Source organism: Vibrio sp. TRT 21S02, from assembly GCF_050113675.1.
Classification (GTDB): Bacteria; Pseudomonadota; Gammaproteobacteria; order Enterobacterales; family Vibrionaceae; genus Vibrio.
The window spans coordinates 14,941-28,422 of the sequence record NZ_JBNJOI010000024.1; the positions used below are offsets into that span (position 1 = coordinate 14,941).

16 protein-coding genes are annotated in these 13,482 nt (G+C 44.7%); 8 read left to right on the top strand and 8 right to left on the bottom strand.

Annotated features, from left to right (window positions below; translation table 11 throughout):
• Positions 1-101 precede the first annotated feature (101 nt).
• Positions 102-1,472, bottom strand: coding sequence for a restriction endonuclease subunit S (locus ACQEXU_RS20000; protein ID WP_427012049.1), 1,371 nt, complete (start codon positions 1,470-1,472; stop codon positions 102-104).
• Positions 1,462-3,078, bottom strand: coding sequence for an N-6 DNA methylase (locus tag ACQEXU_RS20005; RefSeq protein ID WP_427012050.1), 1,617 nt, complete (start codon positions 3,076-3,078; stop codon positions 1,462-1,464). The genes ACQEXU_RS20000 and ACQEXU_RS20005 overlap by 11 nt, the downstream gene beginning before the upstream one ends.
• A 334-nt stretch (positions 3,079-3,412) precedes the next feature.
• On the opposite strand from ACQEXU_RS20005, the gene radC reads away from it, so the two are divergent.
• The 7 genes from radC to ACQEXU_RS20040 all read left to right on the top strand — a co-directional run bounded on the left by radC (position 3,413) and on the right by ACQEXU_RS20040 (position 6,531).
• Positions 3,413-3,886 (top strand): RadC family protein, encoded by a 474-nt coding sequence (gene radC / locus ACQEXU_RS20010; protein WP_222133925.1) that lies wholly within the window; start codon positions 3,413-3,415, stop codon positions 3,884-3,886.
• The gene (locus ACQEXU_RS20015; RefSeq protein ID WP_427012051.1) at positions 3,883-4,320 is read left to right on the top strand and encodes a DUF2787 domain-containing protein; all 438 of its coding nucleotides are present in this window, start codon (positions 3,883-3,885) and stop codon (positions 4,318-4,320) included. Before radC ends, ACQEXU_RS20015 begins: the two co-directional genes overlap by 4 nt.
• Before the next feature lie 50 nt (positions 4,321-4,370).
• Positions 4,371-4,814, top strand: a complete 444-nt coding sequence (locus ACQEXU_RS20020; RefSeq protein WP_427012052.1) for a DUF2787 domain-containing protein — start codon at positions 4,371-4,373, stop codon at positions 4,812-4,814.
• Positions 4,815-4,817: 3 nt separating this feature from the next.
• Positions 4,818-4,994: a hypothetical protein gene (locus ACQEXU_RS20025; RefSeq protein ID WP_427012053.1), complete on the top strand. Its 177-nt coding sequence runs from the start codon at positions 4,818-4,820 to the stop codon at positions 4,992-4,994.
• 138 nt (positions 4,995-5,132) lie between these two features.
• A complete protein-coding gene (locus ACQEXU_RS20030; RefSeq protein ID WP_427012054.1) occupies positions 5,133-5,873 on the top strand; it encodes a transcriptional regulator in 741 nt (246 codons plus the stop codon).
• Positions 5,874-5,896: 23 nt separating this feature from the next.
• The gene (locus ACQEXU_RS20035) at positions 5,897-6,256 is read left to right on the top strand and encodes a hypothetical protein (RefSeq protein ID WP_427012055.1); all 360 of its coding nucleotides are present in this window, start codon (positions 5,897-5,899) and stop codon (positions 6,254-6,256) included.
• A 47-nt stretch (positions 6,257-6,303) separates the two neighbouring features.
• Positions 6,304-6,531, top strand: coding sequence for a hypothetical protein (locus ACQEXU_RS20040; protein WP_427012056.1), 228 nt, complete (start codon positions 6,304-6,306; stop codon positions 6,529-6,531).
• Positions 6,532-6,978: 447 nt separating this feature from the next.
• Here ACQEXU_RS20040 and ACQEXU_RS20045 read toward each other — a convergent pair whose 3' ends face one another.
• The 5 genes from ACQEXU_RS20045 to ACQEXU_RS20065 form a co-directional block, all read right to left on the bottom strand.
• Entirely contained in the window at positions 6,979-8,079 is a 1,101-nt protein-coding gene (locus ACQEXU_RS20045) for a hypothetical protein (RefSeq protein WP_427012057.1), read from the bottom strand.
• 124 nt (positions 8,080-8,203) lie between these two features.
• Positions 8,204-8,641, bottom strand: a complete 438-nt coding sequence (locus ACQEXU_RS20050; protein WP_427012058.1) for an RNase H family protein — start codon at positions 8,639-8,641, stop codon at positions 8,204-8,206.
• A gap of 81 nt (positions 8,642-8,722) precedes the next feature.
• A complete protein-coding gene (locus ACQEXU_RS20055; RefSeq protein ID WP_095561332.1) occupies positions 8,723-8,923 on the bottom strand; it encodes an AlpA family transcriptional regulator in 201 nt (66 codons plus the stop codon).
• A 70-nt stretch (positions 8,924-8,993) separates the two neighbouring features.
• Positions 8,994-9,590 carry a YagK/YfjJ domain-containing protein gene (locus ACQEXU_RS20060; RefSeq protein WP_427012059.1) on the bottom strand — a complete coding sequence of 199 codons (597 nt, stop codon included), beginning with the start codon at positions 9,588-9,590 and terminating at the stop codon, positions 8,994-8,996.
• A gap of 147 nt (positions 9,591-9,737) precedes the next feature.
• Positions 9,738-10,412, bottom strand: coding sequence for an inovirus Gp2 family protein (locus ACQEXU_RS20065; protein WP_043036012.1), 675 nt, complete (start codon positions 10,410-10,412; stop codon positions 9,738-9,740).
• 742 nt (positions 10,413-11,154) lie between these two features.
• Between ACQEXU_RS20065 and ACQEXU_RS20070 the strand changes: the two genes are divergently transcribed.
• Positions 11,155-12,048 (top strand): hypothetical protein, encoded by an 894-nt coding sequence (locus ACQEXU_RS20070; RefSeq protein ID WP_427012060.1) that lies wholly within the window; start codon positions 11,155-11,157, stop codon positions 12,046-12,048.
• 68 nt (positions 12,049-12,116) lie between these two features.
• Here the strand turns inward: ACQEXU_RS20070 and ACQEXU_RS20075 are convergent, their stop codons facing one another.
• Positions 12,117-13,376: a tyrosine-type recombinase/integrase gene (locus tag ACQEXU_RS20075; protein WP_427012061.1), complete on the bottom strand. Its 1,260-nt coding sequence runs from the start codon at positions 13,374-13,376 to the stop codon at positions 12,117-12,119.
• Positions 13,377-13,482: the final 106 nt, after the last annotated feature.

Genomic DNA, 13,482 nt, shown 5'->3' on the forward strand with positions numbered 1-13,482 from the left:
ATGTTTGGTTGCTGCTAAGTGTCCATTACTACTGGCCCACTTCACCCGATGTATTGTTTATCCGCTTTATTTGAGCGCCAATTTGTGGGGTAAATACGAACTCACTCTGGCACCTCAACCGATTGGCCTAACTCGATTTCGCCGGAAAGCAATTTAGGAAGTAAGGTGTCGCGAAGCTTCGCAAGCTCAATATTTTGGTTTGAATGGATCATGTCCATCATTGGGGAAACTTGCTTAACAAACGCATCCAAAACTTCGTCAGAAGGAATCACTATGTGTTCAGCTTCCAAGAAATATTTGGTCTGAAAGTTACTGATACCTGTACTTTGGTTTTGATACTCCCAAGTTTTACCTGCCTGATACATCAACTGGAAATGAACGGCGAGAAGTAAACCGATCTCATAACTTTTGGGCTTGAAGCGACGACAAAAACTAGCTGGTTCAGAAGGTAGTTCTAGTCTCTTCAGAATGTTATCAGAGATAAACAACGAGCGACCTGTTGGCTGATCTTTGCTACCACCAGAAACCTCAATCACAATATCACCACGTTCAAGTTTACGAGTCTTCAGTTTTTTGGACTCAACATAACGAACTGGTACTGACTCAATAGCACCGCCATGAAGCTTAGGAATGTCCGTACCTCGAACTATTCTCACTTCTTCAGTATGCTTCTCATCAGGTTCTTCTTTGCCCCAATCGCCGCCGATGGTCTTATCAAGCAACTCACCGACAGGTACAAGTTTCCAACCCTCAGGGAGTTCACCTACTTCAGTATCAACGAGCTTTTCAGGGAATAGCGAGGCAGTCGCCGCATCCATACCCTCTGGTTGCTCGCCATTCATCTTGGCTTTGACTGGGTCGAAATCGACAAACCATGATTTAAAGATAGTCTGTGCCATTTGTTCTAGGGTTTGGTTAATTTGGCTATTGATAACTATCCTTTCATCTAAAGATGAAAGGATATTCGCAATCTTTTTTTGTTGAGAAAGAGATGGTTTGTGAAATTCAATTTTCTTCAATGATGTAAGGGGTTGCCCGATACCTGGCGTACCAACCTGAGAGGCATTTTTCAACAACTCATGTTTGCCTAGAGCACTCTTAAAGAAATAATAAACAAACAGTGGGTCTACTTGTTCTTCGTCTACCTTTAACTTCATCAAACTGGATGACAATACGTAGCGATTATTTTCTTTAATTATGCCAACTTCACCAATAGAGCCTCGGTGAGGAAAGACAAGTTCATTCTTGTATACATTACATGAACCTAATGTGTCAGCTTTCTCTTCTGTAATATATACAAAATCCCCTTCTAAAGTCGGCCCACCAGTAACATTGGTTCCCCTAATCACAGGTACACCACTTTCCACATAGTTGTCGCTCTTCAGACGAGAACCGAACGGACCTATAGCAATAGCCCCTTTCTCATTTGCTTGAATTGACTCAATCGAAACCTTAGTCCACTCACTCCCCATAACCCAACGCCTCCAAGTTGCTGCGAATCGCTTTATCTAGTGCTTCGGCTTGGTTCATTTGACTATAAAGGGCTCGCGACAGTTCACGCATCTTGGTTTCAAAAGGAACACCATCATCCACTTCTTCCGCAGCGCCGACATATCGGCCCGGCGTCAATACAAAATCATGCGCCTTGATGTCGTCAATACTGGCTTGCTTACAAAAGCCCGCCACATCTTGGTACTTGTCTACCTTGCAGTCGCCGCGCTCAACACGAGCTTTGAGTTCAGTGTCATCACTGCGCCATGCGTGGTAAGTGTCGGCAATCAGGGCGATATCATCTTGGGTTAGCTCTTTGTGCACACGACTGGTCATGGTGCCCAGGTTGCGCGCATCGATAAATAGCGTTTCTTGTTCGCGGTTACGGTAGCCTTTTGCGGCATTGGCGCGTTTATTCTTAGTGATAAACCACACACACACCGGAATTTGGGTGGAGTAAAACAGCTGACCGGGTAGCGCGATCATGCATTCCACCACATCGTTCTCGATAAGCTGTTGGCGTATCTCACCTTCACCAGAAGTGTTTGAACTCATCGAACCGTTAGACAACACAAAACCTGCGGTGCCTGTTTCGCTTAACTTAGAAAGCATGTGCAAAATCCAGCCGTAGTTGGCATTGCCCGTTGGCGGAGTGCGGTAGCCAGAAAAACGCGGATCTTTGGTGAGTTCGTTTTCATCACGCCATTTGCTGATGTTAAATGGCGGGTTAGCCATAATGTAATCGGCTTTTAGGTCAGGATGCTGGTCAGCAAAAAAGGTATCGGCTGGGCGCTCACCCAAGTTACCTGATAAGCCGCGAATCGCTAAGTTCATTTTCGCCAGTTTGTAGGTAGTTGAGGTTAACTCTTGACCATAAATGGCGATGTCTTTGGTACGGCCTTCATGCTGTTTTACAAACTTTAAAGACTGCACAAACATACCGCCCGACCCACAGGCAGGGTCATAAATTTTGCCTTGGAACGGCTCTAGCATTTCGGTAAGTAAAGTTACTACTGACTTGGGCGTATAAAACTCACCACCGCCTTTACCTTCAGTGGCAGCGAACTTACCAAGGAAATACTCATACACTCGACCGACGAGATCTTCTTCGCTCATGTCGCATTCGTTGGCAAGCGTGTCGATGTTCTCGATGGTATCAATCAGTGAAGCAAGCTTTTTCACTTCAAGGTCTTGGCGAGAGAAATAGTTGTCTGGCAGTGCGCCTTTCAAGCTCGGGTTTGCTTTTTCAATGTTCGCCAGAGCGGTATCGATCACAACCGCTATGTTGTCTTGCTTGGCGTGTTTTTTCACGAATGACCAACGAGAGGTCTCTTCTAGGTAGAAGATATTGTCTTGCTGGTAGAACTCTTTCATCTCAACAAAGGCGTCTTGGCCATCGTCAATCATCTTCTGGCGGCGAGTTTCGAACTTATCGCTGATGAATTTTAGGAACACAAGGCTCAATACGACGTGCTTGTATTCTGATGATTCGACACTGCCACGCAGTTGGTTTGCGGTATCCCAAAGGGTTTCTTCAAAGCCTTTCTTTTTCGCTGGGGCTTTTTTCTTTGCTGGAGCTTTTGCCATGATGATAAATACTTCTCAATAGATGAACTTGGCTCTAGAGTCAGAACCAAGATTTGTTGCGAGGTATTGTATCGTAAAGGATAGCGATGTGGCGGTTTTGATTAGATATTCTTGAGCTTAATTGCATATTATTTAAGAGTTTTTGATTTGCTTAAAGTCGCAAACTTTTCGGTAATGGGTGATGTAAAGAGTTAGGGGTGTGATCGGTTGTGGCCAACACCTCACAAGACTGCTCACAACCTAAGTTCCACTCACACCTCATCCTCAATCTAAAAATCTTCAGGCATATGTCATCAATGTGAATACCCATCACTGATTCCGACAGGAGCCTGAAATGAATCCCAAAACTTCCGATTACCAAAAGCAGCAACGCTATCAGGAAAATGAAATCCTAGAGCATGCAGCTGAGATACTGGCAACACGCTACGTGCGTGGTGATGCCCTAACTAACCCAGATGCCACCAAAGAGTATGTCCGCTATAAGCTAGGTAGCCATGAGCGTGAAGTGTTTGCCTTATTGTTGCTGGATAACCAAAACCGACTGATTGAGTTTAAAGAGCTGTTTCAAGGAACGGTGGATGCGGCCAGCGTCTACCCGAGAGAAGTGGTGAAAGCGGTGTTAGAAGTAAACGCCGCGGCGGTAATATTCGCGCACAACCATCCATCTGGAGACTCAACGCCATCTCAAGCCGATAGACGCATAACCGAAAGACTAAAAGATGCGCTCGCGCTGGTGGATGTTCGAGTTCTCGACCATATCGTGACAGGCGATACCTGTACCTCATTTGCTGAAAGGGGGTGGTTATGATTGAACAACATTATGGCGAGCTTTCTATTGATGACACGTTACATGCGTCACTGGAAGCACTTCTTAATCGATACTCTCTCCCAGAGAATGCCGAGAGACTCGTGCTGAACTGCCGCCAAATGAGTTACTACCGACATCGACAAGGTTTGCATCCGATGGAGGTACAGTTCAAACGCGAGTCAGATACTAGCCCTTGGCTGGTAGTCTTCTTTGCCAGCTTCTCTTACCCCGATGACAACAGCACAGCCGTTGAACCTGAGTTGTACTTTCACCTCGCAAACCAATGGTGCTACCAGCCTGATGTTGGGAGCACGGATTTATCCCACCCAGAAGTACAAGAGCTGCTGTCGGTATGGATGAAAGCCTTTGCTCGCCACCTCTCCAGAAACGTCTTCGATGACGTGCAACTGACGATGGTTGGTACGTTCCACTAATTCTCACTCTGTTATTTCTTATTTGAATCCTGAAACAAGGAGGACTCACTATGTCCCAATTAACCTTCATTGCCTCCAAACTACCAGTGTCAAAGAAACTGCACACGCTGCTAAGTGAACAGCTCACCGTTCATTTGCTGAGTAATGAAGCACTGACCACCAGCCGTTATCTGGTGTTTAACTTTCGCGATAAAAGTTACAGCGCGGAGGAAGGCGGCTTCCATCCGGTTGAGATTGCGATTTGCCATACCTCAACTGGAGACTGGAGCATTGAGTACATCACTGACTTTGCTTATATGGGGAGTTACTATCCTGAGCTAGAGCGAAACTTGGATTTTGATTTTCGGGTTGGGCAGTTCTTTGTTGCTTATCGTGGCTGGCTCCCGATGCAAGGTAGCCGTGATGCCAAAGAGCTGTATCAATTGTGGGAGAATAACTTTCTTGCCTATGTCGATACGGACGCCTACAACGAGATAGCCGTCACCCCGCAATAACTCATGACTTCCCTTCTTCTACAAACCATCAAACTTGTCACCGCTCTTATCACCCTGTTTACCCTCTCTCCTTTCTTTGGGGCGGTCGGATCTCTAACGATGTTAGGTTTTCTGGTGGTACTACTGATTGGATTATTGGCAGCGATTGCCGAGCTTAGTGACAAGCATAAGCCTCGTTAATGTTAATCGGCTCACGCTTTTGTGAAGCCGATTGATGCTGTTTTCACCGTTGGACATTATGTGTCTGACCCACCTCTATTCTCCCGACATTAAATGTCCGACTCCGGTGTGGAGCTTTGATGTATTGAGAGCGTAGTCATGAGCAATAAAACCAGCATTGAAGGGGTATCCGCTTTGCTGCACACGCTGATGCTTATTCCTCAACATCGATGGATCACCGTTAGGGAATTGCAGCAGCAGTTAGCCCTACTCGATATCCACCGCACCACGCGCAGCATTAAACGCTATCTCGATGAAGTCATTGTGGAGGTGTTTAACGTAGAGTGTGATTCGATGAGCATGCCCCATGTTTATCGGAAAACTTCAGAGCAATTACTGAAGCTCAACAAACAGGAAATGCTCCATTGGCAACTGACCAACAAGTACTTACTACCGCTGGTTCCTGATGAGCTGAATTATGGGCAAGGTCGCCCTTCGGAGAGAGACAAACCCTTACCCCGCAAGGGTTCAGCGCATTCAAAAGAGCAAGCATGGTTAGCTAAAGTCCATGTGGCATTGCCCAACATTTGTGAATGGAGTAATGAGCAGCGGCAAGTGCTAAATGCGGTACACACGGCATTACTGCATAACCGCATGCTCAATATATCGAGTCAAGTTTTGCAGCAAGAGAAAGCGTTCATTGAGCCACTGGGACTCTCGGTTCAGTGTGACGCGCTCTTGCTGCTTTTTCGATTATCCGGTCAACCGACGATACGCACCCTAGCCCTACCTCTAATTGATGAGGCCAGTGTGTCGACGTTTTCTTTTACCTATCCCACTGATTTCAATCTTGAGCAGTTCATGCGTGAACATGCTGAAATCCGTGCATCCCAAATTTAACTCACCAATACGGAGAGATACCCATGAACACTCTAATTCGAACCATCATGATGGCCCTATTGCTATTCAGTATTACGGCTTGCAGCGAGCAAGATGCAGCGCAAACCGTTACCGCCGATGTTGAAGTATCAATATCCACCAACCCTCACTGGGGAACACTGGTCTTTGATATTCAAGCCATCACCGACAGAACGGTAATAACCGGCGTGGTCATCAATCGAGGCAACTGCCGCCTACCCGCAGGCACGACCTCTGAACTATCTAGAAACGTTCAATTGAAGTTCGGTGAAACCTATACCGGATACAGCAACAACTGCACCGTGGACAGCGTGAAAGAGATCGAAGTCACCTCCAGCGTTGGCACCTTTGTGTACACCTTCTAACTCTCTATCCCTCAGTAACACACTAAATCAACTCGTAAGGATCAACTATGAGCAAGTCAACTCTACTCATCGCGACAGCGTTAGTTTTCTCGACCTCTTCCGCATTTGCTGGTGGAACACTGGGTGGTAACCCATCCGCAGATTCGGGAGCCGTCAATGTCAGTGTTGGTAAATGTACTCAATACAAAATGGATGTGAAGGCGGCGCAAGAGGCAGGTAAGGAGGCATCGACCATCACAGTGCCTAAAGGCTGTGAAGATACCAAAGAGAAGTAAGTCCACCCGCAACGATAACAAACGAAATCGGGGAGCGAGATTGCTCCCCATTCTTTTTTTGCCTTAACGCATCTGTTTGAAGGTATATGTTATCTGTAAAAAAGCGAGTTAACTCTATCGGAGTACCAAGCACTACATAAGGGCTTACTGAAGCTGATAACACACATATCCATGTTGGACACCAACGAAAAAGCACTTAGTCACTCCTAATAACTTTCGCTCTTTCCCACCTCCCTGTGAATCTCTGTATTCATGCATGATGGTTGTCGACGAAAGTTCGTCGACAACCTCAATAAAAGGAGCTACTCATGGGTAATAAACAGCTATCAGGAAACAATAGTCCACTATGGCCGACCAAAAATGGCACATCGAATCCTTCAGGTGGTGGGCGCACCAACAACCCGCCAAGCAAAAAATAGAAGCAAACCTAGGCTGCCATAGCGCAGCCTAGGGAGCGTAGTGTTGGAAGTAACGCTGGTAACGACTTGTCGTGTAGATGTCAGATAGAGAACGACTACCCACCTTATCGAGCGCTCTCATGAACAATGCATATATCAGTAAGTCCGCACCTTGACGCCCTGCGTCCATATTGGCAAAAAACGTACTTAAGGCTTCTACAGAGGGGAGACTTTTTCCGCTACGCCACTCTTTAAAGCGTGCTTGTTGGACATCGCGCTTCAACAGACCATTTCGTTCATACTCACTAACGGGTAAGACAACATACTCTGACAACTGCGCGTAAGTTTGATTGGTCTGCGCTTTTATTAGGCCAAAAAACTTGCTAAGAAATGTTCTTTCTTCTCTATTAAAAACCTGTCCGAACACCCCGTACTGCTGCGCATGAACACTCGGAGTGTATTCTTCATAGTGTTTATCCCAATCTTCAAGAAACATTGCATCAATGACCGACATTAAGGACAGCCAAAAATCATGACAGAAACAAAGCATCGCATGCTCCGTTTCTTTTGAGGCAAGTTCACTGGGGGATTTGAGCCAGTTTTTTACTAGCGCCTTTTCTTGCTCACTAAGCAACGTAAAGTCGAGGACTGGTAGGTAATAACCTGAAATTAACTCATTTTGGTTGTTTTCATTGATACCGGGAGCATTCTGCATAAAAGCCAACTGTCTTTGATAAGCGACGCAGCGCCTATCGATATAGCTAACCAAGAGCTCTACATTCAACTCACCAGAAGTCGAAGACAACCCTTGCTGAACGCCTCTAAGAGTGTGAGACCACCAAAAAGATAAGTCTGCTTTATGAATACCACCATCGGGGAGAGAAACGTTAAAGCTCCACCCTTTACGAACAAACACTCTCGCCAGTTGCCAAGCAAACTGACGTATCGATTTCCATCGTATTCCCTCCTTACTAATATTATCCAACGTGCGGTCTGTCGGCAGATTACTCTTTACCACTGACGCATTTAACCACTTTATTTTCTCTCTGGGAGAAACAGGGAGTCCCAAAAACTCTGAGACTTCATCAGGCGAAGGTAGAAATGGGTTACCCAACTTGATAATGGGCAATCTAAACTTTTCGTTGAGCATTAGAGATAACTCGTTCCTCAGGCAATACCGGCACGTTAAGAGAAACAATCGAAACCATCAATACCAATGATAAATAAGAATAGCAGCTTGTGGGGCACATCCCACAAGCTGCGTGCCACTGACCTTAAAACGCTGCGGCTTCAACCGCTAACAAGTCAGCTCTCTCATTCCCTTCAACACCGGAGTGTGCTTTTACCTTTTCAACTTCAACATACTTCCTAGAACTCAGCTCATCCACTTGTTGCCACAGGTGACGGTTCTTGACGGGTTTCTTATCCGCACGGCGCCAACCCCGGTCTTTCCAATCGTCCATCCAGATGTTGAAACCTTTCACACAGTAATCACTATCTGAGTAAATCACGTCCCCATCTTCTGCGTACTCCAACGCCTCAACCAAGGCCAGTAGCTCAAGCTCAGCACTATTCGTTTTGCGGTCAATGGTAATGCTCTCTTCATGCACTATCTCATTGTCTTCATCCATCACTACCAGCCCGATGCCACCTCGCATACAGACGTGTTGATTGTTTGGGGCTGCGCCGTGTACGTAAATTGAATAACTCATTTTTTATCTCTCTCTGATTGAAAAAGGGCGCATGACTTTACTTAGCCAGCGCCCCGTTAATGGTTTGATTTGATGTTTGTATTACTGAAAAGATTCTTGGTTGTCTCGCAGTGCTAGACGCGACTCCATCCATTCTTCGATTTCACTTTCTACCCAGGCCACTGCTCGTCCACCGAGTGGCACACTCTTTGGGAAGTCGGTTTCATCAGCCATGAACTTATAAATAGTGGAACGGCCTAGCCCTGTTAGTGACATCACGTCTTGGATCCGTAGAAATCTCATTGTCATTGGGAATCGTCTCCTGTGTATATACCCATGAGATAAGCCGCCACTGTAAAAAAATGCAGTCGCTCTACTCTGCACTAGAGCCAAAGAAGTAACGCGTTTCTTTCCACGCTTCAGCAAGATTGCTCATCCGCTTGAAGACACTGTTCTTTATGTTAGTGTCAGTGCTCTTACAGCGTGTACCCAGGCTATAGTTCCCTCGATCATTCAGTTGGACCATCGAGCGCTCATTACCTTGGTAGTGCTTTTTAATAGCTTCTCCCCAAGCTGTTTTCAGGTGTCCCAAAATTTCATTGCGCTTCTCCATGTAAATGGCCTCACCAAATTGCTGCTTATAATCAGTAAACAACATCACTTGATAATGGTGCGAACAGTTACCCTCTCGCTTACGCCACACGTAATACAACGAATCGGCGTTCAACTTCTCTTTCAGGATCTCAAAGTAATCATTCAGGATGCAAAACTTCGCATCTTGATGATCTTTAGGCAGATCCAAATCAAAACGTGTAGCGAGAGCGACTTCAAACTGACTGAGTGCCTGTTCAAAGACATCGACCATCGAAGTCAGTGCTGACTCGTACAGTCCTTTGTCGCTGTAATACAGCGGGTATTCTTCAAAAGTTCTATCAAGGGTAATGCTTGGGAGGTGGGTTCTATTTGACATGAGTAATACCTTTTCGTGTGTGAATGACATAGGCATTTCTCGCGATGTATTTTTTAAGGTGAGTCCTGGCTGTAACCAAAGAAGTGATAATCTAACATGCCAGTTCCTGTGGTTTTATCGTTAATCCCACAGGAGCTGACTGTAAGGTCACTTCCGGCTTGTGCCAAAGTTTCGTTGGTGGTTGCCGAAGTGCTTGGTTTTTTCTTTTGCAAGATAGCTTCCATGCTCAAATAGATCATCAAACTGTTGATTGAAGTACTTTGAGTTGGAATCTAGACGATGAACTACTGGAACCCCTGAGCGATCTTTGGATACGTAAACCAAACCATTGGCTTCATCATACTCCACCCCTGCCACTTTCGCCCAAGCATCTATGATCATAGAAAGTAAGTTCTCTCGTTGGTTTCTCGCCTTCCCTAACCAGTTAAAACGATCTTTGTTGAAAAGCAGCAACAAGTGGTAATGGTCATTCAGTGAAGAGCAACACTCTCTTACCCACACATACCTCACGGTACAAGGATGGACTCGTTGTCCATGTCTTTCTTTTCTTCGACCATCATATTCAATCTGAGATTGTAGCGAGCGGATAAAATCGGTGATTGCTCCGCGTTTCTCTTGTCCATTTCTAAGTTTGGGGAATCGAAGATCAACTCGTAACGCCATTGTACGCGGGTAAGCATCCAGGGCCTGCTCGATAGTGTCATAAATTCTATCTAGATACGGAATACAGAGTGCACCATGAGTCGTTTGAATGGGATGACCTCTAAAGGTTTTTTTATTGGTTAGTCTCAGGTTTTTGTTTTTTCTAGAACGTACCTTCATTTCTATCTACTCCTGTGTTTAGGTTCATAGATAGGTCGATGCCGTTATTTTTAGTTGTGCAAGTTGAGTGTGTGTAGAGTCGGATGACGTTACAACAGATACCTAATAATACTAACCAGACAGACAAAACAAGAATCGCCACATACGCAGTTCCAACCCAACAGGGATAACAAACGCCAGGTAACCATCAAAGATAGGGTGATAAACTGTAAAACATCGATACAAGACCACCGATCTCGAATCCAAGTCACTCACAAGTTAAATGACAACCCATTGAGCACGATAATGATCCTTGCATCCTCAGGAATGAGTACAACACAAGCACAACTCATCGCACCCTTTTTCCCAACGACAAGCTGCATAGTTCAATCATTCTTTCCAATACTGTCTTACTGCTTCTAAAACAACATACTCATGTACATTTGAGTTAAGAGCCTTCATTCATAAGCATCTTGCACTACCATCATCACACTGTCACAAGTTTGTACAGATCAGCTCAAATCAAATGAATACCTTTTTCAAGAATAAAAATGGCATTCATTCATTGACAACAAAACTATATAAAATTGACCATTAGCTTAAGAAATAGCAGTATAAGCCCACCAAAACCAGTGAAAATTTACAAATCGATTTTATTTCTGGAACTTTTTAACTACGATTTTTAACTAATTATGAATACAATAAAAATGTAAATAAAATACGGAAAATAATCATTAAAACTACTTAGTAGAGAAGAATAAGAATGATAACAAGCGAACAAGCACTTACTAAAATTGGCCTTTTCAGGGCTAATGATGAAAGGTACTTAAAGTTTTACTGGGGCTATCTTGCTAAAAATTTCGACAAGATTATGGGGTTAGATTGTCAGGACAAGAGAGAGCTACAACGTAAAATATCGATGGTTTTTATGCGTAAAGATCTAGATGTTAAAGGCTTGGTAAACAGGTTAAATACAGCAGCGTTGGACAGCTTAATACCTGAAAAATCGTTCGACTGGATAGATAAAAAAGACGATAGGATTGTCTATTTCGTTTGGTCAATGCTGAGATTAGCAACGCCTAGAACCTTAAAGATCGATGGAAGAGAGTCAGGGCTGAGGTACGCACGTAGACTGGATGACTGTCTTTATTATATTGATTCAAAGAGATCAAACTATTACAAAAGTTTAAAGTTAAATCCACTACCTATGCATCGCTCAGAGGCTTTACCGCTCATTAAAGATTTCTTTGATCAATGGAATGTCACAGCTCGTTCCAAAGAAGAACTCATGCTTACTCTCAAAGAAAAGTGGTTGTATATTGCATCAGATCTTCGTCCTGATTACTCCTGGATCGACCCAAAGAACAAGCAACAAAATACTTGGACCTCTAACTATATTTCCTCTCAACTAGAGTGGTTACCACACCTACCACCGCCTCTAACAACCTCTCAAACTTACAACATCAACATCGCGAACTTGGATACCTTATTTACCTTTCACAAAGGCCAACTCAGAAACCCAATTGAAAGAGATGAGAAAAAGAAGACAGAATACAAAGAATGGCTCAGCCATACAGATGTCATGCACAAAATGATGAAGGCATGGAAGCAAAAGCAGTTTCGAGAAAAGGCTCGGCGCGCATCAGCTAAATCTTAACCAGATGATACGCACTTCGCACAAGCTCTTCCCCTTACTTTGTTCATTACCCTACCTTAGAGCAAAGACTAGGCCATCTTAGCTGAAGGTAACGGGTGGACGTTCCCTTCCATTAGCGATTGCAACTTGTTACCCCATGCCTCCAGAACCTTTAATTGCTCATCGATATAATCATGATGGTTATAAACTCTGAGCATACCTGGGAGCTGGTGGCCGACTGTCTTTTCAATCGCTACGATATCTAACCCCATTTCACTACAACGACTGATAAAGGTACGGCGCAAGTCGTGAGGTGAAAAGCGCTCAAAATCGATAGGTAGATTACGTTTGATCAATGCCCGTACTGCCGCAGGTTCTTGCACTTTATCGACCATTAGCTGGGGCCATACCAACTTCCACTTACTTGGCACACTGTCACGCTGGTCTTTTAGAAGTGCAAGCAAGTAGTCACTTAGAGGCACTTTACGTGCATCTTGGCTTTTAGTGTGTCGTTCTTCTGAGCTGGCTGGTAACAGCCAAGTTCCCTCTTCAAAATCTAACTCACTCCAACGCATTTCTAGTACAGCACTAATTCGCTGTCCACAACCAAGTAAGAACTGCATTAAACGAATGTTAGAGGGATCTGTGCGCCATGACGGCATACTCGTTAACAGAATCTTTAACTCTGAAAAGCTTAAATTACGTTTTGTCACTTTAGAGCCGCCGCCAACATCTTTTGCTTTCAGCTGTGGTGCAGGATGAGTATCAAGCATATTTAGTGCTAGGGCATGGTTAATCACTTGATTGATGATTTTATGACAAACCCCGATAGCCCCCGCCATACGCTTACCGTCTTTATCGACCTTCGCATCAAAGACCCGGTTGAGGTCATATATGCTCAAGTCAGCCAATTTGATGCTACCGAGAATCGGCTTGATATCTCGATAGTAAATGGTCCTCGACTGGTCACCACGAAGCTGTTTTGAAAGACGTTTTTCATCGAAGCTAATAAACGCATCGTCAAAGGTCTTCGCCTCATCTTGCGCTCGTTTCTCGATATCCAACTCAACCTTTGGGTTCTTACCATTCTCCAACCAACTACGATAACGACCCGCTTCCTTTCGCGCCTGATCCAATGTCATCCCGCGCTCTGGTTTGATCTTAATGTATCGACCCATAGAGATTTTTTCGTGTTTCTTCCCTACTTGAAAACGAAAGATCCAAGTCATTGTGCCTGTTGGACGAACTCGAATGTTCAATCCTTCGACCTTCTTATCGGGGATCGAGTATTCCTTATCCTGTGGCTTCAATGCTTGCAACGTTGCATTGGTACTGATTCGTTTCGTCATCGTTGGAAAACCTCTACATTTCTGGGTACGGCTCTGGGTACGGCGTGGGGTACGGCAAACGTCGAGTTTCTATTGTACGGCTTTGGACTTCACCGGACAATACGAT